Source organism: Pseudomonas sp. CAU 1711, from assembly GCF_039888625.1.
Lineage (GTDB): Bacteria > Pseudomonadota > Gammaproteobacteria > Pseudomonadales > Pseudomonadaceae > Aquipseudomonas.
In genome coordinates this window covers 1-24,689 of the sequence record NZ_JBDQQT010000025.1, presented here as the reverse complement: position 1 = coordinate 24,689, position 24,689 = coordinate 1, and the positions used below count along the sequence as shown (strand labels likewise).

The window sequence follows — 24,689 nt, the reverse complement described above, 5'->3', positions numbered from 1 at the left end:
AATTGCGTTGTCGCTTGCCGGGCCTGCGGTTAGACTTGCGAGGGGCATGACTAGGCCAGCGGCAGTGGCTGGGGAGGTTCCAGACAGCGCATCTATTCTCAGCCGGGGTGCTGAGCTGCGGCTTAAATATGGGCACTTAACTCCTGAGCAGCGCTCCTCCATTATTTTCGAGCGAACTGAAGAGATTGCATTGCAGCAACTTACAGCTAAACAGGCCGCAACCCCAGGGGCACACTACTTGACACGACATTCCGCTGAGACAACCTTGCGCGAACAATTGGTGTCCGCTGCCACGGGTCTGCGTCCAGACGGGAAAGTTATGGGTGCTCCAAATAAGCGATATGCTGTGGATTCGACAAAGTTCTTAAGTAATAAAGATATGCTTTACGGCATAAATCGTGCCGAGCGTATTCAGCAATACGCCATGAGTACTGGAAATCCCGTTGGTGACTACATCTCTTTCCGTTTTGGCGAGTTTGTCGGAGAGGGGTTTGTAAAAAATACGCCGATGTATGGGTCGGATTTGTCACGATTCTACCGACAAACCCATTATGCCAATTTTGGTATCAACCCTATATCGGGCAAGGCTATTACCGCCTTTCCTGTGATCTCACCTAATAGCCTTGGGGTTCTTTATTAAATGACAACCGCGCAGAAAAAAATAACATTAAATCCTCACTATGTATCGAGGTTAATTGGCCCGCTTGCATTGGCTTCTGAGATGGATAGCCAGTCCGCTGTGCTTGAATCAATTGATTACGCTGACACTTTGCAGCGTGAGCTTGTATTCAACTGCTTGATTCGACCAAGCTTTGACCGGCTAGGTGAGTCGACCACGCAGGAAGTTAAGAAGTCGTTGGGCTATTTGGTTGAAAATCCTGGATGCTTGCCCGAATTAATCGCGGAAAAGCTTTCATTGTGTGGTGTACACCCTGATGAACACAATTTGTTTCTCTGCGAACTCTGGAAGGCACTGTTTCCTTTGGAGGGTACTGGTGACTACAGTTCTGGAAATTGCAAAATTGTAAACAAGCCGCTTGCCGCGAATCAGTTTGCTTTTAGCCGGCCAGCAGGTGAATCACTTCAGGATGGGCTAAATAAGCTGTATGAAATGCTGCTAAGCCAGTAGTTGTTTGGACGACAAGGGATACTCTTCACTTGTAGGGACGTCGAACAATAGGGGACAGACCCTGAGTGATCCCCACAAACCTACGTCAAGGCCTGCGTCTGCTGGTGCACCTCAAGACGCAGGTGCTGCTCCATTTCCTGCAAGGTTTCCCGCTGCATGTCCTGTCCATAAGTTAGCCAATACTCCAAACCCAGCCGCCACAGCGATAGCACCCGCTTGCTCTTGAGGCTGTTACTTTGAAAGCGCCGCTCCTGTCCAGCGGCACGCGCCTTCAAGCCCATCAGGCAAAGCAGGTAATTGGTCAGAGCGGCAACCAGCAGGAGCACTTAACAATCGGGGACAGACCACGGTTTCTCTGCTGGGTTTCGCTGCGCTCTACCCAGCCTACGAAAGCTGCTGGCCGAAATATGGACAGGCTCCATTTCCGCTCATTTTCTACGCATCAATTCGCCTGGCGTTTACTTGACGCGCCGTATAGGCCCGGCGTATTTCGCCATAAGCTGATCGCTTGTGATCAGCACGAAGCCCTCGCTGGCCGCTTGCCCGATCAGCATGCGATCGAACGGATCACTGTGAATGGGTGGAAGAGCGGCGGCGGCAATGCAGTGCTGCCCGGTCATGGCCAGTTCCTGATAGCCCGCGTCGAGCAGGGCTCTTCTGAGCACGGCGGGATCGAACTGGAAATGCGCTTTGCCCATCGCGTTCTTGATGCCGACCTCCCAGATGCTGGCTGCGCTGAAGAACAACTCGTTCTCTTGGTCGTCGATCATTTCCACTGCCTCGGCTGGCAACGAGGAAGGAGCGGCGCAGGCCCAGAGCAGGATATGGGTGTCGAGCAGCAGCTTCATGCGCCGAACATTGCCTCGATCTCTCCCTGGAAAGGCGAGTCGATGTCGTCTGGCACCGTGTAAACGCCAACCAACATCCCCGTGCGAGGCCTGGGCTCCTGGTCGATGGAGACGACTCTCACCATGGGCTTGCCTGCCTTGGCAATGATGAACGAGTTGCCCTGGCTGGCTTCGAGGATCAACTGCGACAGGTGCGTCTTGGCGTCGTGGATGTTGACCGTTTTCGGGCTGCTGCCGGTGGAGCTTGCGATTTTCATGGTGGCGTACCGGGTTAGCTAACTTGGTTAGTCTATTCTCCGGCAAAGACAGAAAACAACAGCAGGGGAATGAAGGACAGACCCCGTTTTCTCTGCTGGGTTTCGCTGCGCTCTACCCAGCCTACGCCTGAGCATGGGTAGAGCACGGTTTCCACCCGGATAACCAACTGCTCCCCTACCCTGTCGATACTTCCGTCCCCGGTCTACCCTCTAGCCGTCGCAACTGGAAAAGGAACTTCCTATGCCACGCAGAGCCCGAGTCTCGCTCCCCGGTGTGCCCCTGCACCTGATTCAGCGCGGTAACAACCGCTCCGCCTGCTTCTACGCCGACGAGGACTACCAGCTCTATCTGGATCACCTGGCCGAGCAGGCAGACAAGCATGGCTGTGACGTCCATGCCTGGTGCTTGATGACCAACCATGTACACCTGCTGTTGACGCCGCATGACGTGGAAAGCGCTGGGCTCTTGATGAAGGGCCTGGGCCAGCGCTATGTGCAATACGTCAACCGCACCTATCGACGCAGCGGCACCCTGTGGGAGGGGCGCTTCCGCTCCTGCCTGGTGCAGGAGGAGGCCTATCTGCTGAGTTGCTATCGCTATATCGAGATGAACCCAGTGCGCGCCGGGATGGTTGCGCACCCTGCCGAGTATCGCTGGTCCAGCTACCGCGCCAATGCCCAGGCCGAACCGCACCGACTGCGCAAGGCGCATCCCTTGTATGAGGCGCTCGGTGATAGTGCCGAGGCCCGGGCCGCGGGCTATCGAGAGCTGTTCCGGTATGAGCTCGACCCTGGCCTGGTGGATCAGCTGCGCTCGGCTACCAACGGCAACTACGCGCTCGGCAACCAGAGGTTTAGCGAAGAGGTGGAGCAGGCGCTGGGACGGCGGGTAACGCCAGGCAAACCAGGCAGACCCAAGCAGGAGGCAAGGAGTTGCGCTGCTCAAGCAGGGCTGAGCGTCCCGACGAAGACGCATTAACACAACGTACGACTTAGCGTACGCTTACCCTCTCATTCAGGAGAACCTACCATGCAAGTGCTGACTGCAAGCGAAGCTCGCACCAATCTCTACCGACTCATGGATCAGTCCGCCGAGTCGCATCAACCGATCATGATTTCCGGCAAACGCACTAATTCAGTACTGCTTTCGGCCGAGGATTGGGAAGCCATTCAGGAGACGCTCTACCTCCTGTCCATTCCCGGCATGCGTGAGTCCATCAAGGAAGGCATGGCCGAGCCGGCAGACGCGTGCACTCAGGAACTGAACTGGTGACCTGGCAGCTCATTTATACGAAACAGGCCCAGAAAGACGCACAGAAGCTCGCTGCTGCGGGCTTGAAGGATAAAGCCAAAGCGCTGCTTGAGGTAGTACGGGAAAATCCATTCCAGAACCCGCCGTCCTACGAGAAGCTGGTTGGCGACCTGCTCGGTGCTTACTCCCGCCGCATCAGCATCCAGCACCGGCTGGTGTACCAGGTGCTGCAAGAAGAACAGGTGATCAAGGTCCTCAGGCTCTGGTCACACTACGAGTAATGCTGCGGCCCCGGTTGCTACAACCAGTTCGAAGCGCCGATGCCGCACTTCCGGCCGTAGATGGCGACGTGCGCCTGCACAAATGGATCGACCGCTCTCCCCCTCAACTCACCTGCTCATACAACCGGCGCAGCTTCTGCAACCCCTGCCCATGCAGTTGCGACACCCGCGCCTTGCTCACTCCCATCATTTCGCTGAGCTGCACGAAGCTGAGCTGCTGGTAGTAATGTCCGGTGATCACCCGGCGCTCGCCCTCGGTGAGCTGCTCGACCAGGTAGGCCAGGGTCTCCAGACCGTTCTCGCGCTCGTAGAGGCTGGCGGGGTCGTTGTCGTAGAGTTCGGCGTCGAGAATGCCGAGTTCGAGGAAATAGCCGAAGGCCAGGCCGACGGTTAGATTGACGATGGTGGCGAGATCGTCGCCCTCCTCCGCCTCGCCGGCCACGCTGAGCAGGCGCTCGCGACTGGTCTGCTGATGGTCCTTGATGTAGCAGGCCAGCCCCTTGAGCACCGCGCCCTTGATGAAGGGCTCGGCGTAGCTCTTGAAACGACTGCCCAGTGCTGGGTTAAAGCCGTCGATGGCCTGCAGCAGGCCCATCGAGGCCAGGCCGACAAAGTCGGCGTACTCGGCCAGCGGGTGCGGGTAACGCGCGTGGTAGTGGCCGGCGAGCACGCGCGACCAGGCGGCGTAGAAGTCGAACAGCTCGGCGCGCGTCTGGGCGTCGCGCCGCGCCTGCCAGCGCTGCCATAGCGCCTGCTCGGCTTCCAGGTCGCGGTCCTTGCGCGCGCACTCCATGAGCGGCCCCGGTTAGCCGACGCTGCGAATCAGAGTCTGGGAGATCAGCCCCCAGCCGTCGATCAGCAGGAACAGCATGACCTTCAGTGGCAGCGAGATGGTGATGGGCGGCACCATGATCATGCCGAGCGACATGAGGATGGCCGCGACTATCAGGTCGATGATCAGGAACGGCAGGAAGATCATGAAGCCGATCTGAAAGGCGATCTTCAGCTCGCTGAGCATGAAGGCCGGGATCAACTTGACCGGCGAGACCTGCTCGACGCTGGCCGGCAGCGGCTCCTTGGCCAGGCCGTAGATCAGGCGCAGGTCGTCCTCATGGGTCTGCCGGATCATGAACTCGCGCACCGGCTGCCAGGCGCTCTGCGCCGCAGCCTCCGGACCCAGCTGGCCGGCCAGGTAGGGCTTGGCCCCGGCGTCGTAGGAACGCTCCAGGGTCGGCGCCATGACGAACAAGGTGAGGAACACGGCCAGTACGATCAGCACTATGTTCGGCGGCGTGGATTGCAGCCCCAGGGCATGGCGGACGAAGGACAAGACCACGATGTTGCGGGTGAAGGTAGTCAACGCGATCATCATCACCGGCAGGAACGACAGGGCCGTGAGCATGGCGAAGATGCTGATGGGCGAGTCGGCGCCGAACTGCAGCTTGTCCCAGGGTGCCAGCTCGTCGGCCTGTGCGCAGAGCGGCGCCAGGCCGACGAGCAGAGCGGTTAGCAGGTGCTTCATGGTGCGGCCCCGGGCTGATTGGCCGAGCTACCCAGCGGCGTGACGGTGACCCCGCTGGCCGACTCGGTGAGCAGCAGGCGCTGGCCTTGCGCATCGAGCAGATAGGCCCGGGTACGCGGCGACAGACGCAGCTCGCGCACACAGCGCAGCTCGCTCGCCGGCGCGACCGTGGGCGCGATCAGGCCGCGCCGGGCGTACCAGCGCAGCGCCAGGTAGACGACCAGCAGCAACAACGCCAGGACCAGCATGGTCTTGATGATGAGGGCCATGGAGATGGGGTCGTCCTGGCGCAGCGGCAGCGCGCCGCTTGCCAAGGCCTGGACCTCGGTGAGCTCGGCCGTCACAGGATTTCCGTCAGCTGCAGGCCGAAGTTATCTTCCACGGCGACCAAGTTGCCGCGCGCCACGCGCTTGCCGTCGATGCACAGGGAGGCCGGCTCGTTGACCCGCTCCAGCAGCTTGACCACGTCGCCCGCCTTGAGGGCGAACAGCTGGTCGACGGTCATCTCGGCCGTGCCCAGCTCCACCACCAGTTCGACCTTGACGTGTTTGATCAGCTGCATGTCGCGGGCGATCAGGTTGGGGGACTGGCTGTTGTTCTGCTCCAGGGCCTCTTCGAGCTCCAGGGTGTCGATGGTGACGCTCACTTCATATGCTCCTTACTGCTCGTGCGCCGCCAGTTGCAGCGCGAGGTGTTCGCCTTGACGGGCGAGGTAGCCCTTGGCGATGGTTTGCTGCGCCCCTGCCGTCAGGCTCAGGGGCTCCAGGAAATGGGTATCGCCCTGCAGGATGTCGCCAGCGCGCAGACCGTTGGCCTCGCCCACCGTCAGGCTGGAGAACGGCAGGCTCACCTTGACCTTCAGGCGGGCGCCGCCGATGGCCTGGCTCCGTGGCAGCAGTGGCAGGGCCCGCGCGGCCTGCGGAAGGAAGCCGGCCAGCAGGGACGCCTCCGCCACCAGCAGCAGCGGTACGCCGCCGAGGTCGGCGCGCAACAGCAGGCGTGCGCTCATGGGCCCGCCCTGGATAGGTTGCGCATCCTGCAGGGGCGCGGTCGGCGCGCCCAGGGCCGCCAGCAGGCCCGATGCCAGCGCCTGCTGGGCGGCATCGACCAACTGGGCAGCGGTGGCGTCCTGCGGCGCCTCGCTGGCGAAGCGGGCGAAGACCAACCGGCGCCAGTCCGCCGCGAGCCACAGCTTGCCCTGGCTCGACTCGGCCAGCTTCCATTGGCCGTCGGCAACCGGCGCCATGGCCTCGCTGCCCTCCTCCGCGCACACACAGACCGGCTCCTGATCGCACTGGAAGCACCACTGCTCACGCCACTGGCGAATCGCCGCCGGCAACAGGCGCTCGGCCGCCGCCAGACGGGAGGCGCCCACAAACCCCAATGCTCTCATCGCTTAACCACCACGCGTGCCGTTGTAGAGCTGCTCGAGCAGCTCGTTGGAAACCGTCATCACCCGCGAGCTGGCCTGGTAGCCGCGCTGGATGATGAGAATGTCGCCGAACTCCTGAGACAGATCGACGTTGGACAGCTCCAGATAACCGCCCTGGATACGCCCGTAGGGGCCGTCGGCCGGGCGCCCATAGTTCGGTCGCATCGAGTCGGGGGCGCGGTAGAGGGAGTTCTCCGCCGCGATCAGGGCCGTCTCGTCGGGAAAGTCGGCCAGGGCCAACTGGCTGCCCGTGCGCTTCTCGCCATTCGAATAGGTGAACTGGACGATGCCCTTCTCGTCGAACGCCAGTGAGCTGAGACCGGCGATGGCACTGCCGTCGACCACCTTGGCGCCCAGCGTATGGCTGGGACCGCTGGCCACCTGGGACGCCAGGTTGAAACTCCCCGGCGTACCGAACTCCAGGCTGATGAGCTGCCCATTGAGGGTCACGCTCAGGCTGTTGAAGCCAGCCTTGGGGGTACCGTCGAGGCCGAAGGCTATGGTGCCGCTGCCGAGCATGGCGCCGGCCGAGTCGGTGACCTTGGCCGACCAACTGTCGGATGAGTTCGGCAGTTGCTCGAGGTCGATGGTCAGGCTGTGCGCCGAACCGGAGGCGTCGAATACCTGCACATTGCTGATCTTGTGCGAGGTGTCGGTCGGGCCGCTGCGCGCCAGGGTACCGACCATCTCCACGCGGGTGGTCGGCTTGGGCGGCAGGCTGCGCTGGTCACGGATATTGATATCGATCAGCGCCCCGCTGGGGGCGATGCCGGCCACCCGCCTCTGGGTGACGGTGTCCACCAGAAAGCCATTGCTGTCGATCTGGAACTGACCGGAGCGGGTGTAGAAGACCTCCTTGGACTCATCACGCAGAACGAAGTAGCCGGCGCCGCTGATGGCCAGGTCGGTCTGGTTGCCAGTCTGCCGGGGATCGCCCGGCTTGGTGCGAACTTCGGTGCCAGCCACGCTGGAACCCAGGCCACGACCATCCTGGCCACCGACGCTGCGATAGAAGGTATCGCTGCCACGGAAGCCCGGCGTGTTCATGTTCGACACGTTGTTGGAGACGTTGTCCAACCCCTTGGAGAAGGAAAACAAGCCGCTGAGCCCGTTGAAGAATGCCTGAAGCATGGGACCTCCTTAGAGCCTGACCAGCTTGATCTGTGCCATGCGCACATCGGTCTGCACCGAGCCATCGGCCTTCTTCACGCTGAGCACAGGGCCGCTGGCGGAGAAGCTGATCGCCGTTACCGAGCCGATGGTCGAGGCGCCGCTCTGGTTGGTCACCTCGACCTGGCGCCCGAGCAGGCCGAGCGACTGGGAAGTGGCGTTCATGATCACCAGGTTCTCGCTGTTCTCGTTGCTGACCCGGGTCTGCTCCAGGTTGGCGAACTGGGCCATCTGGGCGAGAAACTCGCGGTTGTCGATGGGCTCCAGCGGGTCCTGGAAGGTCAGCTCGGTGAGGAACAGCTTGATGAAGTCCTCCTGCCCCAGTCGGCTCTGGGTCAGTTCGGATGTCGTCGATGACAGCGCATTGCCGATGGCGTCGATTGCCATGCAGTCACTCCTGTGTCGTGGTCATTGGATGGGTTCGCGCTGCCAGACCAGCTGGCCATTGACCCAGATTCTTTGCAGTGGCTCGTCGCTGCCTTGCAGGAGGTGCTGCAGGTCCCTGGCCAGCCCCCGTTGCTCCACCTCGGAGAGGTGGAAGTCGCGAATGATCACCTCGGTTCCGTCGTCGCGCGGCAGCAAGAGCAGGCGGCGCTCGGGCCAGCGTTGAGTCAGGAAGGCGGCCAGTTGGCCCCGCTCGAGCGCCACGCTCTCCGTGGCGGAGCGCGGGCTTCCTGGCAGCGGCAGCGATGCGGCGCTCGACTGGGCAGAACCGTACGCGCGCGGGCCCTGACCCGACTGCGACGGTGCCGCCACGCCTTGGCTGGGCGTGCGCGCCTGCGCCATCGGCGAGGCCGCCGCCGACATGCCGAAGGCCTCGAACGAGCCTGGCAGATGAGAAAGATGCTGCCCGGCCAGGCTGCCCCATCCGTAGAGTTCGGCCTGCGCGGGCGAGTGCGCGCCCTCGCGCCTGGCGAGCTGCAGCAGCGTCGCCTGCCACTCGCCCTGATCCTCATGCGCCGAACGCTGCTCGGACGACGGCTGATGCTCCTGCGCGGAAGCCTCCTGTCGGGCGGCGAGCCCCAACCTCCTGCCGAAGTCCTCGGTGGGCTCCTGCCGCGTAGCCATGGGCTTGGCATCCGCGGCGGCGCCCCAGAGAGAAGCGCCCAACTTAAACTCCATGCCGGTCGCCCCCCGCCTGTTGGGCGTCGAAGATGTCGATCAGCTCCTGCTGTCCACGTAGCCGCTGCAGCGCTTCCCTGGCGCAGTCGTGGGCCTTCTGCGCGATGCGCTCGTCGACCCGCGCCGCATTGAGCGCCGACCTGGCATGCTGAAACTCGCTGCGAGCCTCCCCCACCCGGGTCTGCTGCTCGGCCAGCGCTCCCTGTAGGCTCAGCAGGCCCTGCAAGCGCTGCTCATGCAGCAACGGATCGAGCACCAGACCCTGCCCCTGCTGTTGCTGGTAGCGGCCGAGCACCTGGTCATAGCCATCCTGCCGCTCACTCAGCTCCGCCTGCGACTGCTGCAGGGTCTTGAGCTTCTGGGCATAGGCACGCTCTGACTTCTCGCTCTGCAACGCGCGCAAGCGCATGACCGCGGCCATCTGCCGGAGGCGCTTGTGCTCAGGCTGCATGGCCGGGCTCGCTCAACTGTTGGGCCAGGCCTCGGGCGGTCTGCCACGACTGCTCGACGGGCACATGCTGCTCGGGAGCCTGCCCGAGCAGTTCATCCAGCTTGGGCTTGAGCGCGATCATGCGGTCCAGAACGGGGTGCGCGCCACTCTCATAGGCGCCCAGTTCGATCAGGTCGGCGCTCTGCTGATAAACACCGAGAGCGCCGCAGATGCGCTCGACGATGCGCTTCTGCTCGGCATCGCGCAGCGCGCCCGCCAGGCGGCTGATGCTGTGCATCACGTCGATGGCCGGCCACTGACCACGCGCGGCGATGCCGCGGCTGAGCACGATATGGCCATCGAGAATGGCGCGCATATGGTCGGCGACCGGCTCGTTCATATCGTCGCCCTCGACCAGCACGGTATAGACCCCGGTGATGGAGCCCTGCCCCGTCAAGGCGCCGGCCCGCTCCATCAGTGGCGGCAGCAGGGAGAAGACCGAGGGTGGATAGCCCCGGCTGCCCATGGGCTCGCCGGTGGCCAGGCCGATCTCGCGCTGCGCCAAGGCGAAGCGGGTGATGGAATCCATGATCAGCAGCACGTGACGGCCCTGGGCGCGGAACCACTCGGCGATGGTGGTGGCGGTATAGGCCGCCTGCCGGCGCAACACGGCGGGCTGCTCCGCCGCCGCGGCGATGACCACAGCCTTCTTCAGGCCCTCCGCCCCCAGGCTGTCGCGGATGAAATCTCCGACCTCGCGGCCGCGCTCGCCGATCAGCGCGATCACTATCACGTCGGCCTCGGCGTACTTGCTCATCATGCCGAGCAGCGTGCTCTTGCCGACGCCACTGCCGGCGAAGATGCCGACGCGCTGGCCACGCCCCAGGGGAATAAACACGTCGACGGCCTTCACCCCGGTCACCAGCGCTTTCTGAATCGGCGCCCGGTGCAGCGGGTTGATGGGCGCCACGAAGCGCGGCTTGCGCTGCAGGTCGCTCGGCGGCGGCAGATCGTCCAGCGGCTCGCAGGTCGCATCCAGCACCCGCCCCAGCAGCGCATCGCCGACCGCAACGCTGGCGGCTTCGCCGCGAGCGAGCACCTGACTGGACAGGCACAGACCGTCCACCGTGCCGTAAGGCATGAGCAATGCCTGATCGCCACGCAACCCCACCACTTCCGCGGTAATCGCGGCGCCGCCACGGGCGGGCAGGATATCCACCAGCTCGCCGAGCTTCACGTCCAGCCCAGTCGCTTCGAGCACCATGCCCTGGATGGCGCTGAGACGCCCCACCCGCCGACACAGATCGGCCTGGGCGATGCGGGCCAGCGCCTCGCTCTCAAAGCGCTGCCACACGGTCACCGCTCCCCTGCTCCTGCCCCAGCAGAGCACGCCTGAGCGCCTCGAGCTGGGTCTCCAGGCCGGCATCCAGCTGCCCGGCACCGAAGTCGATGAGACAGCTGCCAACGCTGGCGTCATGGTCGATCTGCAGCGCGGCCTTCAGCGCCGAATCGTCGCTGCCTGCCAGAATGCTGTGGTAATCGGCCTCCGCGACACGAATGCGCAGCGGTTGATGCAGGCGGTACTGCTCCAGCGCATGAGAAGCCAGATCGGCCACCAGCACATGCTCGGCGATGTGCCGGCCCAGCAGACGCAGCACCACGGCCAGGGTCAGGCGCCCGATGATCGGCTCCATCGCTGCGCTCATCTGCGCGTGCTGGGCCTCCAACGCCCCGACCAGCGCCTTGAGCTGGGCACGCTGCTGCTCCAGGCTCTGCTGCTGCGCTCGCAGCTGATCCTCGAACTTGGCCTTCAGTTCGGCCTGCAGCTTCTCGCGCGCCGTGGCCAGCTCGCGCTCGGCGACCTCACGGGCCTCGGCCAGCGCACGAGCCCTTACTTCCTCCTCCAGCCCGGCGAGGTCCTGCGCGAAGATCGCGCGCAGGCTGGCCCGGTCGGGTTGTTCTTGAGGAACGGCCGTCGCCTCGGCGAACTCGGAGGATTGCGCCAGCGGCAAACGCCGGCTCCCCAGACGCTTGGACTCGGTGCGCAATACGGCGCTGCCGGCCTTGGACTCAGGTGCGCTCATGTGTGTCATTCCGGGCTTCGAGCTGGGCCTTCAAATGCTGCAGCAAGGCGGTCGGCAAGACCTCGTCGGCGAACTGCTTGTGCCACTTGAGCAGGCCGGGCTTGGCGCCATCCAGATAGGAACGCCGCGCTTCGGGAGGCGAGGCCTGCAGGGCGAGCGCCAGCCAGAAGGGCGGCGCGTCGCCTGGCAAAGCCCCCGTGGCGAGAACGGCCTGCGCCGGGTCTTGCGACGCCTCGCTCATGACCGCCTCGACAATCGCCGGATCGGCGGCCAGGCCGAGCAGGTTGATCTCCTGCAACAGCTCTTCCAGTCGCTGGCGCTCGCTGGGCGCCAGTTGCCGCAGTATCCAGTCCCTGTCCTCGTGGTGCACGCAGGCCAGGCGGATGGCGAGTTTGCGCAATGAAGTGCTCATCGGATCAGCGACCATCCTGCAGCCAACGCCGCACGTCCTGCAGCAACTGCTCGCGCTCGACGGAGGTCAAGCGGGGCTGCTGTACCTGCCTAACGCCACCGCCCCTGCGCAGCAGCAGCGGCAGCGCCACCAGCGCTGCGGCCACCAGCAACAGAGCGACCAGCATCGAGCGCGGCAGGCCGAACAACCTGGCCTCGCCCTCGCCCTCGCCCTCGCTCGCCGCCACGGCGGCCGGGCGGGCCGGTACGGGCTGCTCGGCCGCAGCGGACGAACCAGCCTGCTCCTCCGTGGCCTGAGCCCTGGATGGAATATGAGCGATCACGATGCGATCGCCTCGCTCGGCATCGAGCCCCAGTGCCGCTTCAAGCAGCACGCGAATCTCCTTCACGCCTTCCGCCGGCAGTGCGTCGGCCAACACCACGCCCACGCTGATGCGCTCGATCTTGCCCGTGGCGTGCTCGACCTCGGCCCGCTCCTTGCCCAGCACGAAATCGGTTTCGCGGGTGGTCTGCGCTCGCTTGCTGCTGGACTCTCCGGCAGACGACTCGTTGGAGCTGATCTGCTTCTCGCGCTGCACCGTGTTCTTGCCGCCCGGCAACAGCGGCAGCTCCTTGACCGACTTGACCCGGTCGAAATTCAGCTGCACGCGCACCGAGACCTTGGCCCCCGCCTTGCCCAGCGGGCCCGCCAGCAGCTGCTGGGCCTTGCCCTGCAGCTCGGTCTCCATCTGCTCGGCCATCCGCAGGTGCTCGGGTACCGCCAGCACGGCATCCCCCACGCTCAGCAGGCGGCCATTCTCGTCCAGCACGACCACATGCTCCTGCTCCATGCCCTCGACGGCGGAAGCGACCAACTGCTGAATGCCGCGCACCCGGCTGGCATCCAGTTCCTCGCCGCTGCGCAGGCGCACCACCACGGAAGCCTTGGGCTTCTCTTGCTGCTCTTGATACAGGGAGGCCTTGCGGAAGGTCAGGTGCACGCGCGCCGACTGCACCTCGGCGATGCTCATCACCGTGCGCGCCAACTCGCCTTCCAACGCGCGCTGGTAGTTGATCTTCTGGCTGAACTCGGACATGCCGTAGTCCGCCTGGTCGAAGATTTCGAAGCCGACCCCCGCCCTGGCGGGCACGCCGGCCTCGACCATGCGCATGCGCGCGTCGGCCAGGTGCTCGGTCGGCACCTCGACCAGGCCTTCGGCGGCATTGATGCGGTACGGCACCTGCCACTGGCTGAGCGTGGCCAGAATCTCCGCCTGGTCCGCCTCGCTGGCGTTCTTGTAGAGGGCGACATAACTGGGCTGGTAGATCCACCAGACGGCAGCGCCGAGCAGACCCGCGATGACCATGGCGCCGCCCCAGAACAGCCTGGAGCGCCCCGCCAGTAATTGATTAGAGTTTTGAATGTCCATGGATCAGATCTGCAACCGTGTCAGTTCCTGATAAGCGTCCACCACCCGGTTGCGGACCTCGACGGCCAGCTGCAGGGAGAGCTTCGCCTGCTCCATGGCCATGACCAGCTCATGCGGCGCGATGTTCTCGCCGACCGCGTAGGCCGACAGCAGCTCGCTCGCGCGGTTGCTGTCGCTCACCAGAGTGCTCGCGCCGGACTTCAGCAGCTCGCTGAAATCCGCCTTGGCGGCCTGTTGCGGCTCCAGCGCCAGGGCGCCTGTCGCCTCCGGGCTCAGGGAAACGGGGGAAATGGCTGTTGTCATGTCACTTACCGATGTCGAAGGCTTTGAGATTCATGGCCCGCAGGCTGTTGTAGGCGCGGATGTTGGCCTCGTAGGCGCGCGTCGCCGATACCAGGGTCCCCATTTCGGTGGCGGCCTCCACGCGCGGGTAGTGCACCATGCCATCCAGGTCGGCCAGCGGGTGGGCGGGCTCATGCACCTCGCGCACCTGCGCGCCGAGCTGTGGCTCGACGGCCGGCGGCATGCCGCCCAGGCGCGCGGCGAACGAAGTGGGCGGTGTCACCCGCAGCAGCGGCGACATCTGGCCGGGGGCGATGGCCACGTTGGCCATCGCCATGTTGTAGCTGGCCACCTCGGCGCGGCTGCGCTCGTAGGCCATGGCGTTGCGGATCACGTCGCCGATATTGTCCAGTTCCATCAGCGGCCTCCCTTGATGGCCAGCTGCATCAGCGCGAACTGGCGGGACACGCCGTCGGCCAGCGCCTGGAAGCGGCCGCTGGCCGCAGACAGTTCGGCCACCTCGCCATCCAGCGCCACGGGCGCATCGACGGGGAAAGGCTGGTGGTAGGCCTGCAGGTCACTGGCACGCAGCGCCTCCAGCGCCTGCGCGAACAGCGCGGCGTCAGCGCGCGCATTGCGCAACTGAGCCAGGGGCGTGGCGACATCCAGGCGCGTCGCCCGGCTGCCGGGCACATTGGCGGTGGCGATGTTGTGTGCGGCCATCTTGGCGCGGGCATGCTCCAGGCCCATGGCCAGGTGCACCGCGTCGATGGTGAGTCCCATATCTGCTGACATCGCTACTCCTTATTGAATGATCAGCTCGGCATGCAACGCGCCGGCCTGCTTGATCGCCTGCAGCACGGTGATCATCTCCGCCGTGCTCAGCTTGACCTGGCCGAGCGCCTGCACCAGATCCCCCACGGTCGCGCCCTGGGCCAGTTGCACGGGCTTGCGCAGATCCTCGGTGACCTCGACCTCCGTCTCCGGCACCACCACGGTGCGCACCCCCGGCCCGGAGCGGTAGTTCCAGCTCGGTTGGGAAACCTCGAACTGGGTGCTGATCACCACGTTCAGGCTGCCCTGGGAAATGTTCACCTCGCCGAGGCGCACGTTGGCACCGGCGACCACCGTGCCGGTACGCTCGTTGACCACCACGCGGGCGGCGTAGTCCGGCGCCACCGCCACGCGCTCCACGCGGGAAATCAGACGCGGCAAGGCGGTGCCCGCCGCCACCGGCACCTCGACCTTGGCGGCGTGCACCACACGCACGCCGGGTATGCCAAGCTCCGCCGCCAGCGCATCGGCGATGCGCTGGGCCGTGGTGTAGTCGGGCTCGTTCAGGACCAACACCAGGTTGCGCCCGTCGCCTTCATCGCCGGCGAACGCGGAGCGCTCCACGCTGGCGCCGCGAGGAATCCGCCCGACGGTCGGGTGGTTCTTCTGCACCGAGTTCATATTGGCCTCGAAGGCATAGCCGCCCACGGAGATGGGGCCCTGGGCCAGCGCATAGAGTTTCTGGTCGGGGCCATACAGCGGCGTCATCAGCAGGGTGCCACCGAGCAGGCTGCGCGCATCGCCCAGCGACGAAACCTCGACATCGATCTTGTCGCCGGACTCGCTGAACGAGCGCAGGTTGCCGGTGATCATCACCGCCGCGGTGTTGCGTGCGCTGAGGTCGCCGTCGGCGACGTTGACGTTGAAGTGCTTCAGGGTGTTGACCAGCGATTGGCGGGTCGCCCGGTTGCGGTCGCTGTCGCCGGTGCCGGCGAGGCCCACGACCAGGCCGTAGCCGATCACCGAGTAGTCACGCACGCCCTGGATGCGCACCAGCTCCTTGATCCGCACATCCGCGCTGGCGAACTGGCCGAGGCTGATGAGCGCAGCCGCCACGATAGTTGTCAGCAGCCTCACAGGATTCGCAGCCATTTCAGGGTCCGATAGAAGATGTTCTGTTTCTGCGCATCGGCCACCACGCCATCACCGACGATGTCGATCTCGGCCTCGGCCAGGCGATAGGAGAAGACGGTGTTCTCGTAGCTGATATCGTCCGGACGCACCAGGCCGTCGACGCGAATCTGCTGGCGCTCGTCGTTGATGGTCACCGCCTGGGCGCCGCTGACCCGCAGCAAGCCTTCCGGCAGCTTCTCGACGATGCGCACGGACACGTTGGCGCGCACCTGGCCGCGCCGGCTGGTCTGCCCGGTACCGTCGGTATTGCCCCGGATGCCCAAGCTGAACTGGTTGGTGCTGCTGTCGGTATTGGCACTGCCGCCTATGTCCGTCTGGCTATCCGCACCGGTGCCAGCGGAACTCTCCGCGGTGGTGGACTCCACCACCAGTACCGTTAGGCTCTCGCCTACCTGATAACCGCGACGATCCCCCGTCAGCGCCCTGTAGCCGTCCGGATCGATCAGGCTCTGCGCGCTGACGGCCAGCGGCATCGCCAGCCAGAGCATCAAGCCCCACTTACTGCTGCCCAACATGCACCTCTCCTTTTCCTGCCACCACTGCGGGCAGACTCGAACTCGCTCCGTCCAACAGCACCGGCACGTTGTCCCCCAGCATGCCTGGGCGCATGGCCTTGCCTTGCGTACTCACCATCAAACCCGGCCCCCGCACCACCACTCGGACCATTTCGTCGCGCTTCACCAGCGGCTCCGCTTGCAGCTGACGCGCCAGCACCGGCATGCCGGCACGCACGTCCTGCACCAGCCACAGGCCCTGCAGCTCCTCGGCGAGATCGCCTGGCTGAAGCTGCGCCCCGGCCAAGTCGACCCGCTCCCGGCGCGGATGAGCCTCGGCCAGCGGCCGCCCCGCCTTGGCACTCAGACCGTAGACCCAGGCCTCCCGATAGGCGCGCAGTTTGAACCAGACCGTACTGACCTGGCGCCGACCGCAGGCCTCGCCCGTCAGCTCCACCGCCACGCGACTGCGCAGGCCGCGACTGAGCACGCGTACCGAAGGCCGCGACAACCTGGGCAAGGTGCCGATGGGCTCCAGCTCCAACTCCAGTCCGGCGCCACCCAGCCCTTGCAACTGCGCCTCGACCTCTTGCATCAGCACTCGCGGCTCCACCTCGGCAACCTCGCAGGCGCCGGCGAACACGGGCAGAGCGACAGCGCTCCAGCCGATCAGCAGCACCACGCGCAGCAGTCGGTCGAATGTCATGTCAGCGGCGCAGGTTGTTGATGGTTTCGAGAATCTGGTCGCTCGCCTGCAGCAGGCGGGCATTCATCTGGTAGGCCCGCTGAGCCAGGACCAGACCGCTCATCTCGTCGATCAGGTTGACGTTGGACATCTCGACGAAGCCCTGCAGCAGGCTGCCCTGGCCATCGCGGCCCGGCTCGGCATAGGCCGCGTCGCCACTCGCCTCGGTCGGCCGATAGAGGCCATCGCTGAGTTTTTCCAGACGGTCGGCGCTGGCGAAGCGGGCGAGCTGGATCTGGCCGATGTTGATGACCTCGTCGGTCTCGCTGAGGGTGCCCTGCACCTGGCCGTCCTGCTTGATCACCAGCTTGCCGACATCCGGCGGCACGCGCAGATCCGCGCTCAGCACCTGGCCGTTGCCCATGGCCAGTTGGCCATCGGCGTTCAGATGGAAACGACCGGCGCGGGTATAGGCCAGCTCGCCGGTGGGCAGCGCCACCTCGAAGAAACCATCGCCCTGGATCGCCACGTCGAACTCGTTGCCGGTCGACCTCATGGTACCGGGGCTGAATATCTGCACCGGATCGGAAACCCGGATGCCGGCGCCCGCGTGCAAGCGGGAGTCGGTCGCGCCGGTCTCGTCGCGCACCGCCACCTCACGCACCATGTCGTGAAAGTTGACCTCGCTGCGCTTGTAGCCAATGGTCTGCATATTGGCGACGTTGTTGGAAATGCTGTCGATCCAGGCCTGGTTGGCGGCCAGGCCGGAGCTGGCGATGCTCAGTGCGTCGATCATTCGTTCCTTCCCCTATCAGTCCTTGCCCAATTGGTTGATTCCGCTGTCCAGCAGGCCGTCGTAGGCCGAGAGCGCACGCTGCATGCTCTCCACGTGGCGAGTCGCCTCCATCATCCGCACCATGTCGTTGCCCAGGGCGGCATTGGAGCGCTCCTGCATGCCCTGGTGCAGCACATAGTCCTTGGCCGGCAGTAACGGCGAAGCGGAGACATACAGGCCGTTGCCCATCGACTCCACGGCATGCGGCGCATGCACGCGCATCACGCTGATCCGCCCGGCCTCGCGCCCGTCCACCCGCACCACGCCGGCGGCGTCGACCTTCAGTTCGCCGCGCCCCACCTGGAGCGGGCCGTCATCGCCCAGCAAGGGGTAGCCCTGATCGCCGACCAGGTATCCGGCCTCGTCTACCCGGAAGCGTCCGTCGCGGGTCAGCATCGCGCCATTCGGGGTCTGCAGCACGAACCAGGCATCGCCCGCCAGCGCCAGGTCGGTGACCCGTCCGCTGGTCTGCAAGGCGCCACCCGAGGGATCGGTGTAGGTAGTCGCCTGCACGGCATCGAGCCCCTGGCGCATCCCTTCGACGGGCACCAGGGGGGCGAACACGTTGAAGGCACGGCTCGACTTGTAGCCAACGCTGTTGGCATTGGCGACGTTGTGCGAAACCGCGCCGAGGCCATCGATATCGCGCTGGATCACCCCAGCCAGTTGCATGATCAGGTCCGTCATGACGCCTCCAGGGCCGGGAATCCAGGCAGATCAATCATGCCGGCCGAGGTGACCCGCGCATGCTGACCGATTTCATTGACCGACAGCACGGCCATGTGCGGCACCGCTCGCCACAGGAAGGCCCGCAGCACGCGGCGCAGCGGCGCGGCACACAGCAGCACCGGCTGGCGATTGCCAACCAGCTGGCGCTCGGCCTCCTTGGCCACGGCGGCCACGAAACGGTCGAGTTCCTGGGCCGGCAACAGCGCGCCATTACCCCCCGCCTCGCGCTGGCGCGCGGCGGACAGCATGTAGCCCTCCAGCTGCGGGGCCAGGGTCAGCACATTCAGCTCGCCACTGGTGTCGAGCAGACGCTCGTAGAGGGCCGCGCCCAGGCGCTCGCGCACCCGCTCGGCCAGGTCTTCGGTGTTCTTGTTGCTGCGGCCGAGATCGACCAGCACCTCGAGAATGGTTTCCAGATTGCGGATCGGCACCTGCTCCTTCAGCAGCAGTTGCAGCACGCGCTGGATGTCCGAATAGCTGAGCACCTGCGGCACCAGCTCATCCACCAGGCTGCCCAATGCAGCGCGCTTGCGCTCCACCAGACGCTCGGTCTCGGCGCGGCTGAGAAAGTCCGGCGCGTAGCGTTTGGCCAGTTCGGAGAGGTGGGTGAGCAGCACGGTGTCCGCCTCCACCAGGGTGTAGCCGGCGGAACGCGCCTGGCCGCGCAGGGCCGGCACTATCCATTGGGCGCTCAGGCCGTAGGTCGGCTCCTTGGTCGCCCTGCCCTCCAGGCTGACGGTCGCGCCGCCCGGGTTGATCGCCAGAACCTTGTCCAGCTCCAGCTCGCCGCCGGCCACCGAGGCGCCGCGTATGCAGACCTGATAGGTACCGGTCGGTAGTCTCTTCTCCAGCTGCACATGCAACTGCGGCAGGCTGAAGCCATAGTCGCGGGCGAACTGCTTGCGCAGGTTGTCGATGCGCAGGTTGAGCGTGCTGGTGGCAGTCAGCACCTGGGCCGCCAGGTCGGCGCTCAGACGCAGCTCGAAGGCCTCGCCACCGATCTGCTCGGCCCCCTCGCCCCCCTCCTCGCCATCGGCCTCGCCCTCGGCGCCCTCGCCTGTCTTGGCCTTCTTCAACTTGCGGTAGGAGTACCAGGCGGCGCCGGCAAAGGCCACGAACAGCAGCAGCAGCGGCAGCATGGGCAAGCCCGGCAGCATCATCAGCAGCAGGGTGACCACGGCGACCACCACCAGGGTCTTGGGATAGGACGACACCTGCCGCCCCAACTCCTCGCCGAGCCGCGCATCGGTGGCCGCGCGGGTGATGATGATGCCCGCCGCCACCGCGATGATCAGCGACGGAATCTGCGTGACGATACCGTCGCCCACGGTCAGCAAGGTGTAGTGGTGCAGCGCCTCGCCCCAGCTCATGCCCTTCTGCAGCAAGCCGACGGAGAGGCCGCCGATGATATTGATGGCGATGATCACGATGCCCGCGATGGCATCGCCCTTGACGAACTTGGACGCACCGTCCATGGCGCCATAGAAGTTGGATTCGCGCTCCAGCTGGCTACGCCGGCGCTTGGCCTCGTCCTGGTCGATGATGCCCATGTTCAGGTCGGCGTCGATGCTCATCTGCTTGCCCGGCAGCGAGTCCAGGGTGAAGCGCGCGGCCACTTCCGCCACCCGCTGCGCGCCGCTGGTGACCACCACGTACTGCACCACCACCAGAATCAGGAACACCACGAAGCCGATGACGTAGTTGCCGCCCACCACGTGGGTACCGACCGCGCCGATCACCTTGCCGGCATCGCCGTCGGTGAGGATCAGGCGGGTGGCGGCGATGTTCAGCGCCAGGCGCAACAGCGTGGTCATCAGCAGCAGCGACGGGAAGGTGGAGAAGCTCAGCGGCTTGTCCGTGTCGAAGGTCACCAGCAATACCAGCAGCGCCACCGCAAAGTTGGTCAGCAGCAGCAGGTCCAGCAGGCCGGTGGGAATGGGCGTGAACAACACCAGCAGCACGCCGATCACCGCCACCGCCAGCAACAGGTCGTTGCCTTCGCTCAGGATGCGCTTCCACATCGACTTCATCCCGCCACCACCTTGTTACCGGGAATGGAAATGATCCAGCGGTACACGCTGGCGACGTCGTTCTGCATGGCATCGGGAATCGCCGAGTCGAGGCGCCCCACTGCATACAACGCGCGCGCCAGCGGCGGGCGGCGCAGGATGGGCACCGCATGGCGGCGCGCCACCTGGCAGATGCGCTTGGCCAACAGCCCGCGCCCCTTGGCCAGCACCACGGGCGCGCGCATCAGGCTGGGCCGGTATTGCAGCGCCACGGCGTAATGGGTGGGGTTGACGATGATCACGTCGGCATCCTTGACCTTGCCCAGCGCGGCGGCCTTGCTCAGCAGCTCCTGCTGCACGCTCTTGCGCTTGGCCCGCACCTCAGGGTCGCCCTCGCGGCGCTTGTACTCGTCCTTCAGCTCGCGGCGGCTCATGCGCATCTGCCGCGCGTACTCCTTGCGCGAGTACCACATGTCGAACAGCGCCGCGGCCGCCATCACCAGCAGCACCGCGAAGCCCACCTTCATCAGCAGCTGCTCGGCCGCCTGCGGCAGCTCCAGCGGAGCCGCGGTGGCCAGGCCGAGCAGCTCGGCAACCAGCCCCTGGGCCACGTAATACAGCACCAGGCCGAACAGCAGGCCCTTGACCAGCACCTTCAGCAGGTCCACCAGCATGCGCCGGGAGAACATCCGCTTCAGACCGGCCACCGGGTTGAGCCGCTTGAAGTCCGGCTTGAGCGGGGCACCGGAGAACACCGGACCGTTGAAGATCAGGTTGGTCAGCACCGCCACCAGCACCAGGGCGCCTATCAAGGGCAGCAGCGCGTAGACGATCTCGCGCAGGCTGTAGCCGCCCTGCGCGGCCAGGTATCCCCAGTCCGTGCCCATGCGCCCGGCATTGCCCAGCCACCAGTGCGAGTGCGCGGCCAGCACCCCGGCCAACTGGTAGACGGTGGCGGAAAGCACCATCAGGAAGGCCAGCACCATCATGAACGACAGCAGCTCCTGGCTGCGTGCCACCTGGCCTTTCTTGCGCGCCTCCTCCAGCTTGTAGGGCGTCGCCTCTTCGCTCTTGTCCTGCTGATCCTGGCTGCTCATGGCGCCCCCGGAATAACGGCGCCTGGGCGCAGGGCCTGCTCGAACAGCAGCGGAATGCGCTGCACGATCAGCGGTAGCGACAGCAGCAGAACCAGCGCGCCCAGAGCGAGCTTCACCGGCAACGCCAGAAAGTAGATATTGGCCTGCGGCATGGAGCGGGCCATGAAGGCGAAGGCGACATCCACCAGCCAAAGCGCCAGCACCACCGGCGCCACCATCATCAGCGCCAGCAGGAACTGCTGCGTCAGCATCTGCGCCAGCGGGAGGGACAGCACGGCCAGAGACACGCTGCCCGGCGGCACCAATGTCAGCAGCCCGCTGAAGGCGCGCAGCAGTTCATGGTGCTGGTTGAGGGCGACGAACAGCATGGCGAAGGCCAGCACCAGAAACTCGGCGATCATGCCGGTAACATTCGAAGTACCCGGGTCGAACACGCCAGCGGCGTTGAGGCCGATCTGCATGTCGACCAGCTTGCCGAGAAAGTCCAGCGCGGCATGGGCCGCATGCAAGCCGAAGGCCAGCACCGCGCCCAGCAGCAGCTCGCCGGCAATCAGCCCTGGCGATAGCACCACCTCTCGGGCGGGTACAGCGCTGGCCATCACCGCCGCCAGCGTCAGCGCCAGCAGCATGCGCACCGTCAGCGGAACACGGGCGAAGAATGCCACCGGCGCGGCGACGAGCAAGGGCGTCAGCCGCACACTGATCAGCAGCGTATCGATAGCGAAAGCCGTAAGCACAGCGCCGGTCCCGGAACGAAGTTAAAGCGTGGCGCTTTGGGTAATGGTGGCGAGCGCGAACTGCCGTAGCGTCGCGATCATCCAGCCACCGAACACCAGCAGCATGACCACCGTCACCATGAGCTTCGGCACGAAGGTGAGGGTCATTTCCTGAACCTGGGTGGCAACCTGGATGATGCTGATCAGCAGGCCGACGATAAGAATCGCCAATAACAGCGGGGCAGCCACCATGGCCGCCGTGAGAAGCGCATCCTTGAGCGCGTACAACACGAAATCCTGTGTCATTCCTTGTCCCCGACTACTGCGACCAAACCCGGTCGCCAAGGTGTTGCGAACATCGCCGGCTGTGTGAGCTTCTACGGGCCCATGCGCCAATCGATGGCATTTCTATGTCATTTTGTAAAACGCGCGCATGCTATAGAGGTCGGGTACGAACGTGCAATAGAGGCCTACCTATTCACGAGCGGTCGCCGACCGGCGGCAGTGGCGGATTGGCATCAGCCCCCAGACCAAAGCCTCCACCTGAAGAGGCCAGAACCGGAAGGCGTAACCCGCCGAGCAGAAAGCGGGGATGGAAAACGGGGCTGCCCCTCTCTGCCCATGCCCAGGCGTAGGCTGGGTAGAGCGCAGCGAAACCCAGCAGAGAAACCGTGGTCTGTCCCTCATTGTTTCGTGTTTCGTGTTTCGGGCTATCAGGAACTGGCCATGATCGGGCAGCACTGCATTGCCGCCGCCGCTCTTCCGCCCATTCACAGTGATCCGTTCGATCGCATGCTGATCGGGCAAGCGGCCAGCGAGGGTTTCGTGCTGATCACAAGCGATCAGTTTATGGCGAAATACTCCGGGCCTATACGGCACGTCAAGTAAACGCCAGGCGAATTGATGCGCAGAAAATGAGCGGAAATGGAGCCTGTCCTTATTTCGGCCAGCAGCTTTCGTAGGCTGGGTAGAGCGCAGCGAAACCCAGCAGAGAAAACGGGGTCCAGAGAAACCGGGGTCTGTCCCTCATTGTTCCAATCCTCTGCCTGAAGAGGCCAGAACCGGAAGGCGTAACCCGCCAAGCAGAAAGCGGGGATGGAAAACGGGGCTGCCCCTCTCTGCCCATGCCCAGGCGTAGGCTGGGTAGAGCGCAGCGAAACCCAGCAGAGAAACCGTGGTCTGTCCCCGATTGTTACCATTGCTTGTTACCATTGCTCAGCCGGGCGGTTTTATTTAAGACATCAGACGCATAGCTACAAGAAGAGATTCCTTGCGGAAGTCCCATCGAGCTGGGCACTGCCCAGAGCCCTCAATTTCATAACTGTCGTCTGCAATAGATGAATCGCTATTTCGCTCTGCGAATGAATTGTCCACTACCTGAATTGCCCTCTGCAACCCATCTCCCGACATAGCTGCGCTCATTAAAGCAACGTAGCTAGCCCAATACTTCTCTTGGCCTTTAAGCTCACCCAAGGTAACAGCTAGCTTCTTTCCTGATACCAGTGCCTGAAAGCACTTGGCGTAGTCAGCCCAGAACGGAGTGCTAATCTTTACTATCTCAGCTAGACTCCCAACTGACGCAAAAAACCTTCCTGTCTCGGGAGCATTCAGCAACCAGCTCAGGTGTGCAAAAACCAGATGGCTATAAGCCCCTCCAAGCGCCGAAGCTGGCAGTTTTCCTCTTTCAACATCCGACACAACCAGTCGAACGCTATTGGAATATTTAGCAAGTAGTTTGTCGACTTCGTTCTGCCTTAACCAAGCGCAAGCCTCTTCCTTTTGTCCCACCTCGCAGACTGCGACAGACAGATAGTTCATCAGAGCTGAGGACAAACAGCGAACTACCCATGCAGGCTGATTCTTAGCTTCCCAATTCTTTGCAATCTCAATACTGGAAACCGCAGACTGAATTTTTTTGCTCATAACATCAATTTACCTAATGCGAATGGCAGCGCCTGGAGTTGTTCTGAAGTTTACGTCGGTATTGAAGATCAACGGATCGAACTGATACAGCTTTCCTTTCGGGAATGTTCCATTCACAACAGGCCCCGAGAAACCACCGAAAAGATCGACGTTACCGGACTGAAGCTGCTGCTGGAGATCCAGTCGTCCACCACGTTGCAGGCGAGTATTGAAGAACTCAAAGCTGCCTTGACGGATACCTGTAGAGTCTCTCGCCAACGATCCCAAACCAGTCGATGCCTTGGCCTCACCAAGAGCGAAACGACCAACGTTCTGATCAACGCCGTTGAACCAAAGATCAATACCTTGGTTGCCTCTGTACTTGATTGAGCCACCTAGTTCGTAGCCCTGTGCTTCAACCTCACGAATAGTAAACTTGATACCTCTGCGCTCATCGAGTGAAAGCAGACGGCCATTGGCATCAGTGAGGGCTTCGCGAATGGTAGAGCGTCGCGCAGCGGCAGCCGCCGCTGCTTCACTGTTTGTAACCTCCCCAGCCACTGCCGCTGGCCTAGTCATGCCCCTCGCAAGTCTAACCGCAGGCCCGGCAAGCGACAACGCAATC

Annotated in this window: 35 protein-coding genes and 1 pseudogene; 6 read left to right on the top strand and 30 right to left on the bottom strand. The window is 64.1% G+C overall.

Annotated elements, in window-relative coordinates; translation table 11 throughout:
• Together AAFN46_RS20300 and AAFN46_RS20295 are read left to right on the top strand one after the other, a co-directional pair.
• On the top strand, positions 1–640 hold a 640-nt coding region (locus AAFN46_RS20300; RefSeq protein WP_347810507.1), incomplete at its 5' end, for a hypothetical protein.
• Positions 641–1,129 (top strand): hypothetical protein, encoded by a 489-nt coding sequence (locus AAFN46_RS20295; RefSeq protein ID WP_347810506.1) that lies wholly within the window; start codon positions 641–643, stop codon positions 1,127–1,129.
• A gap of 80 nt (positions 1,130–1,209) precedes the next feature.
• Here AAFN46_RS20295 and AAFN46_RS20290 read toward each other — a convergent pair.
• The 3 genes and pseudogenes from AAFN46_RS20290 to AAFN46_RS20280 all read right to left on the bottom strand — a co-directional run.
• A pseudogene (locus AAFN46_RS20290) lies at positions 1,210–1,455 on the bottom strand (IS4 family transposase); the annotation flags it as partial.
• A 132-nt stretch (positions 1,456–1,587) separates the two neighbouring features.
• Positions 1,588–1,977, bottom strand: a complete 390-nt coding sequence (locus tag AAFN46_RS20285) for a type II toxin-antitoxin system VapC family toxin (RefSeq protein WP_347810505.1) — start codon at positions 1,975–1,977, stop codon at positions 1,588–1,590.
• On the bottom strand, positions 1,974–2,234 hold the full coding sequence (locus tag AAFN46_RS20280) for a type II toxin-antitoxin system prevent-host-death family antitoxin (RefSeq protein ID WP_347810504.1): 261 nt from the start codon (positions 2,232–2,234) through the stop codon (positions 1,974–1,976). The genes AAFN46_RS20285 and AAFN46_RS20280 overlap by 4 nt, the downstream gene beginning before the upstream one ends.
• A 241-nt stretch (positions 2,235–2,475) precedes the next feature.
• Between AAFN46_RS20280 and AAFN46_RS20275 the strand changes: the two genes are divergently transcribed.
• The 3 genes from AAFN46_RS20275 to AAFN46_RS20265 are packed head-to-tail and all read left to right on the top strand — an operon-like array spanning position 2,476 to position 3,767.
• The gene (locus AAFN46_RS20275; protein ID WP_347810503.1) at positions 2,476–3,213 is read left to right on the top strand and encodes a transposase; all 738 of its coding nucleotides are present in this window, start codon (positions 2,476–2,478) and stop codon (positions 3,211–3,213) included.
• A gap of 51 nt (positions 3,214–3,264) precedes the next feature.
• Positions 3,265–3,507, top strand: a complete 243-nt coding sequence (locus AAFN46_RS20270; protein WP_347810502.1) for a type II toxin-antitoxin system Phd/YefM family antitoxin — start codon at positions 3,265–3,267, stop codon at positions 3,505–3,507.
• Entirely contained in the window at positions 3,504–3,767 is a 264-nt protein-coding gene (locus AAFN46_RS20265; RefSeq protein ID WP_347810501.1) for a Txe/YoeB family addiction module toxin, read from the top strand. The genes AAFN46_RS20270 and AAFN46_RS20265 overlap by 4 nt, the downstream gene beginning before the upstream one ends.
• 103 nt (positions 3,768–3,870) lie before the next feature.
• Here the strand turns inward: AAFN46_RS20265 and AAFN46_RS20260 are convergent, their stop codons facing one another.
• The 25 genes from AAFN46_RS20260 to AAFN46_RS20140 are packed head-to-tail and all read right to left on the bottom strand — an operon-like array spanning position 3,871 to position 22,468.
• A complete protein-coding gene (locus AAFN46_RS20260; RefSeq protein ID WP_347810500.1) occupies positions 3,871–4,560 on the bottom strand; it encodes a sigma-70 family RNA polymerase sigma factor in 690 nt (229 codons plus the stop codon).
• 12 nt (positions 4,561–4,572) lie between these two features.
• Positions 4,573–5,289 carry a flagellar type III secretion system pore protein FliP gene (fliP, locus tag AAFN46_RS20255; protein ID WP_347810499.1) on the bottom strand — a complete coding sequence of 239 codons (717 nt, stop codon included), beginning with the start codon at positions 5,287–5,289 and terminating at the stop codon, positions 4,573–4,575.
• The gene (locus tag AAFN46_RS20250; protein ID WP_347810498.1) at positions 5,286–5,633 is read right to left on the bottom strand and encodes a hypothetical protein; all 348 of its coding nucleotides are present in this window, start codon (positions 5,631–5,633) and stop codon (positions 5,286–5,288) included. The genes fliP and AAFN46_RS20250 overlap by 4 nt, the downstream gene beginning before the upstream one ends.
• Positions 5,630–5,935, bottom strand: coding sequence for a FliM/FliN family flagellar motor C-terminal domain-containing protein (locus tag AAFN46_RS20245; RefSeq protein ID WP_347810497.1), 306 nt, complete (start codon positions 5,933–5,935; stop codon positions 5,630–5,632). The genes AAFN46_RS20250 and AAFN46_RS20245 overlap by 4 nt, the downstream gene beginning before the upstream one ends.
• Before the next feature lie 12 nt (positions 5,936–5,947).
• Entirely contained in the window at positions 5,948–6,664 is a 717-nt protein-coding gene (locus AAFN46_RS20240) for a FliM/FliN family flagellar motor C-terminal domain-containing protein (protein ID WP_347810496.1), read from the bottom strand.
• 21 nt (positions 6,665–6,685) lie between these two features.
• A complete protein-coding gene (gene flgF, locus AAFN46_RS20235; RefSeq protein WP_347810495.1) occupies positions 6,686–7,852 on the bottom strand; it encodes a flagellar basal-body rod protein FlgF in 1,167 nt (388 codons plus the stop codon).
• Between the two features lie 9 nt (positions 7,853–7,861).
• Entirely contained in the window at positions 7,862–8,278 is a 417-nt protein-coding gene (locus AAFN46_RS20230) for a flagellar hook capping FlgD N-terminal domain-containing protein (protein WP_347810494.1), read from the bottom strand.
• A gap of 21 nt (positions 8,279–8,299) precedes the next feature.
• Complete coding sequence (locus AAFN46_RS20225; RefSeq protein WP_347810493.1) at positions 8,300–9,013, bottom strand: hypothetical protein; 714 nt, start codon at positions 9,011–9,013, stop codon at positions 8,300–8,302.
• The gene (locus AAFN46_RS20220; protein ID WP_347810492.1) at positions 9,003–9,464 is read right to left on the bottom strand and encodes a hypothetical protein; all 462 of its coding nucleotides are present in this window, start codon (positions 9,462–9,464) and stop codon (positions 9,003–9,005) included. The genes AAFN46_RS20225 and AAFN46_RS20220 overlap by 11 nt, the downstream gene beginning before the upstream one ends.
• Entirely contained in the window at positions 9,454–10,797 is a 1,344-nt protein-coding gene (locus AAFN46_RS20215) for a FliI/YscN family ATPase (protein WP_347810491.1), read from the bottom strand. The genes AAFN46_RS20220 and AAFN46_RS20215 overlap by 11 nt, the downstream gene beginning before the upstream one ends.
• Positions 10,781–11,527: a FliH/SctL family protein gene (locus AAFN46_RS20210; RefSeq protein WP_347810490.1), complete on the bottom strand. Its 747-nt coding sequence runs from the start codon at positions 11,525–11,527 to the stop codon at positions 10,781–10,783. Before AAFN46_RS20210 ends, AAFN46_RS20215 begins: the two co-directional genes overlap by 17 nt.
• Positions 11,514–11,939, bottom strand: coding sequence for a hypothetical protein (locus AAFN46_RS20205; protein ID WP_347810489.1), 426 nt, complete (start codon positions 11,937–11,939; stop codon positions 11,514–11,516). The genes AAFN46_RS20210 and AAFN46_RS20205 overlap by 14 nt, the downstream gene beginning before the upstream one ends.
• A gap of 4 nt (positions 11,940–11,943) precedes the next feature.
• On the bottom strand, positions 11,944–13,347 hold the full coding sequence (gene fliF, locus AAFN46_RS20200; RefSeq protein WP_347810488.1) for a flagellar basal-body MS-ring/collar protein FliF: 1,404 nt from the start codon (positions 13,345–13,347) through the stop codon (positions 11,944–11,946).
• 3 nt (positions 13,348–13,350) lie between these two features.
• A complete protein-coding gene (gene fliE, locus AAFN46_RS20195; RefSeq protein WP_347810487.1) occupies positions 13,351–13,650 on the bottom strand; it encodes a flagellar hook-basal body complex protein FliE in 300 nt (99 codons plus the stop codon).
• Between the two features lies 1 nt (position 13,651).
• Positions 13,652–14,047: a flagellar basal body rod C-terminal domain-containing protein gene (locus tag AAFN46_RS20190; protein ID WP_347810486.1), complete on the bottom strand. Its 396-nt coding sequence runs from the start codon at positions 14,045–14,047 to the stop codon at positions 13,652–13,654.
• Positions 14,047–14,424, bottom strand: a complete 378-nt coding sequence (locus AAFN46_RS20185) for a hypothetical protein (RefSeq protein WP_347810485.1) — start codon at positions 14,422–14,424, stop codon at positions 14,047–14,049. The genes AAFN46_RS20190 and AAFN46_RS20185 overlap by 1 nt, the downstream gene beginning before the upstream one ends.
• A 9-nt stretch (positions 14,425–14,433) precedes the next feature.
• Positions 14,434–15,519: a flagellar basal body P-ring protein FlgI gene (locus AAFN46_RS20180; RefSeq protein ID WP_347810484.1), complete on the bottom strand. Its 1,086-nt coding sequence runs from the start codon at positions 15,517–15,519 to the stop codon at positions 14,434–14,436.
• Between the two features lie 17 nt (positions 15,520–15,536).
• The gene (locus tag AAFN46_RS20175) at positions 15,537–16,112 is read right to left on the bottom strand and encodes a flagellar basal body L-ring protein FlgH (RefSeq protein WP_347810483.1); all 576 of its coding nucleotides are present in this window, start codon (positions 16,110–16,112) and stop codon (positions 15,537–15,539) included.
• The gene (gene flgA, locus AAFN46_RS20170) at positions 16,096–16,797 is read right to left on the bottom strand and encodes a flagellar basal body P-ring formation chaperone FlgA (RefSeq protein WP_347810482.1); all 702 of its coding nucleotides are present in this window, start codon (positions 16,795–16,797) and stop codon (positions 16,096–16,098) included. Before flgA ends, AAFN46_RS20175 begins: the two co-directional genes overlap by 17 nt.
• 1 nt (position 16,798) lies before the next feature.
• Positions 16,799–17,572, bottom strand: a complete 774-nt coding sequence (gene flgG / locus AAFN46_RS20165) for a flagellar basal-body rod protein FlgG (protein ID WP_347810481.1) — start codon at positions 17,570–17,572, stop codon at positions 16,799–16,801.
• A gap of 15 nt (positions 17,573–17,587) precedes the next feature.
• Positions 17,588–18,298, bottom strand: coding sequence for a flagellar hook-basal body protein (locus AAFN46_RS20160; RefSeq protein ID WP_347810480.1), 711 nt, complete (start codon positions 18,296–18,298; stop codon positions 17,588–17,590).
• Positions 18,295–20,370 carry a flagellar biosynthesis protein FlhA gene (locus AAFN46_RS20155; protein WP_347810479.1) on the bottom strand — a complete coding sequence of 692 codons (2,076 nt, stop codon included), beginning with the start codon at positions 20,368–20,370 and terminating at the stop codon, positions 18,295–18,297. Before AAFN46_RS20155 ends, AAFN46_RS20160 begins: the two co-directional genes overlap by 4 nt.
• Entirely contained in the window at positions 20,367–21,446 is a 1,080-nt protein-coding gene (locus tag AAFN46_RS20150) for an EscU/YscU/HrcU family type III secretion system export apparatus switch protein (protein WP_347810478.1), read from the bottom strand. Before AAFN46_RS20150 ends, AAFN46_RS20155 begins: the two co-directional genes overlap by 4 nt.
• Positions 21,443–22,183 carry a flagellar biosynthetic protein FliR gene (locus AAFN46_RS20145; RefSeq protein ID WP_347810477.1) on the bottom strand — a complete coding sequence of 247 codons (741 nt, stop codon included), beginning with the start codon at positions 22,181–22,183 and terminating at the stop codon, positions 21,443–21,445. Before AAFN46_RS20145 ends, AAFN46_RS20150 begins: the two co-directional genes overlap by 4 nt.
• Before the next feature lie 21 nt (positions 22,184–22,204).
• Positions 22,205–22,468 carry a flagellar biosynthetic protein FliQ gene (locus AAFN46_RS20140; protein ID WP_347810476.1) on the bottom strand — a complete coding sequence of 88 codons (264 nt, stop codon included), beginning with the start codon at positions 22,466–22,468 and terminating at the stop codon, positions 22,205–22,207.
• Positions 22,469–22,888: 420 nt separating this feature from the next.
• Here AAFN46_RS20140 and AAFN46_RS20135 point away from each other — a divergent pair, with 420 nt between their 5' ends.
• Positions 22,889–23,050, top strand: coding sequence for a hypothetical protein (locus AAFN46_RS20135; protein ID WP_347810475.1), 162 nt, complete (start codon positions 22,889–22,891; stop codon positions 23,048–23,050).
• A gap of 345 nt (positions 23,051–23,395) precedes the next feature.
• Here the strand turns inward: AAFN46_RS20135 and AAFN46_RS20130 are convergent, their stop codons facing one another.
• Positions 23,396–24,085: a hypothetical protein gene (locus AAFN46_RS20130; protein WP_347810474.1), complete on the bottom strand. Its 690-nt coding sequence runs from the start codon at positions 24,083–24,085 to the stop codon at positions 23,396–23,398.
• A gap of 9 nt (positions 24,086–24,094) precedes the next feature.
• The coding region (locus tag AAFN46_RS20125) for a hypothetical protein (protein WP_347810473.1) at positions 24,095–24,689 on the bottom strand (595 nt) is incomplete at its 5' end.

Coding starts and splice junctions, on each gene's coding strand:
- AAFN46_RS20295 (WP_347810506.1), top strand. CDS start 641: ATGACAACCGCGCAGAAAAAAATAACATTAAATCCTCACTATGTATCG.
- AAFN46_RS20285 (WP_347810505.1), bottom strand. CDS start 1,977: ATGAAGCTGCTGCTCGACACCCATATCCTGCTCTGGGCCTGCGCCGCT.
- AAFN46_RS20280 (WP_347810504.1), bottom strand. CDS start 2,234: ATGAAAATCGCAAGCTCCACCGGCAGCAGCCCGAAAACGGTCAACATC.
- AAFN46_RS20275 (WP_347810503.1), top strand. CDS start 2,476: ATGCCACGCAGAGCCCGAGTCTCGCTCCCCGGTGTGCCCCTGCACCTG.
- AAFN46_RS20270 (WP_347810502.1), top strand. CDS start 3,265: ATGCAAGTGCTGACTGCAAGCGAAGCTCGCACCAATCTCTACCGACTC.
- AAFN46_RS20260 (WP_347810500.1), bottom strand. CDS start 4,560: ATGGAGTGCGCGCGCAAGGACCGCGACCTGGAAGCCGAGCAGGCGCTA.
- fliP (WP_347810499.1), bottom strand. CDS start 5,289: ATGAAGCACCTGCTAACCGCTCTGCTCGTCGGCCTGGCGCCGCTCTGC.
- flgF (WP_347810495.1), bottom strand. CDS start 7,852: ATGCTTCAGGCATTCTTCAACGGGCTCAGCGGCTTGTTTTCCTTCTCC.
- AAFN46_RS20230 (WP_347810494.1), bottom strand. CDS start 8,278: ATGGCAATCGACGCCATCGGCAATGCGCTGTCATCGACGACATCCGAA.
- AAFN46_RS20225 (WP_347810493.1), bottom strand. CDS start 9,013: ATGGAGTTTAAGTTGGGCGCTTCTCTCTGGGGCGCCGCCGCGGATGCC.
- AAFN46_RS20220 (WP_347810492.1), bottom strand. CDS start 9,464: ATGCAGCCTGAGCACAAGCGCCTCCGGCAGATGGCCGCGGTCATGCGC.
- AAFN46_RS20210 (WP_347810490.1), bottom strand. CDS start 11,527: ATGAGCGCACCTGAGTCCAAGGCCGGCAGCGCCGTATTGCGCACCGAG.
- AAFN46_RS20205 (WP_347810489.1), bottom strand. CDS start 11,939: ATGAGCACTTCATTGCGCAAACTCGCCATCCGCCTGGCCTGCGTGCAC.
- fliF (WP_347810488.1), bottom strand. CDS start 13,347: ATGGACATTCAAAACTCTAATCAATTACTGGCGGGGCGCTCCAGGCTG.
- fliE (WP_347810487.1), bottom strand. CDS start 13,650: ATGACAACAGCCATTTCCCCCGTTTCCCTGAGCCCGGAGGCGACAGGC.
- AAFN46_RS20190 (WP_347810486.1), bottom strand. CDS start 14,047: ATGGAACTGGACAATATCGGCGACGTGATCCGCAACGCCATGGCCTAC.
- AAFN46_RS20185 (WP_347810485.1), bottom strand. CDS start 14,424: ATGTCAGCAGATATGGGACTCACCATCGACGCGGTGCACCTGGCCATG.
- AAFN46_RS20175 (WP_347810483.1), bottom strand. CDS start 16,112: ATGTTGGGCAGCAGTAAGTGGGGCTTGATGCTCTGGCTGGCGATGCCG.
- flgA (WP_347810482.1), bottom strand. CDS start 16,797: ATGACATTCGACCGACTGCTGCGCGTGGTGCTGCTGATCGGCTGGAGC.
- flgG (WP_347810481.1), bottom strand. CDS start 17,572: ATGATCGACGCACTGAGCATCGCCAGCTCCGGCCTGGCCGCCAACCAG.
- AAFN46_RS20160 (WP_347810480.1), bottom strand. CDS start 18,298: ATGACGGACCTGATCATGCAACTGGCTGGGGTGATCCAGCGCGATATC.
- AAFN46_RS20155 (WP_347810479.1), bottom strand. CDS start 20,370: ATGAAGTCGATGTGGAAGCGCATCCTGAGCGAAGGCAACGACCTGTTG.
- AAFN46_RS20150 (WP_347810478.1), bottom strand. CDS start 21,446: ATGAGCAGCCAGGATCAGCAGGACAAGAGCGAAGAGGCGACGCCCTAC.
- AAFN46_RS20140 (WP_347810476.1), bottom strand. CDS start 22,468: ATGACACAGGATTTCGTGTTGTACGCGCTCAAGGATGCGCTTCTCACG.
- AAFN46_RS20135 (WP_347810475.1), top strand. CDS start 22,889: ATGATCGGGCAGCACTGCATTGCCGCCGCCGCTCTTCCGCCCATTCAC.
- AAFN46_RS20130 (WP_347810474.1), bottom strand. CDS start 24,085: ATGAGCAAAAAAATTCAGTCTGCGGTTTCCAGTATTGAGATTGCAAAG.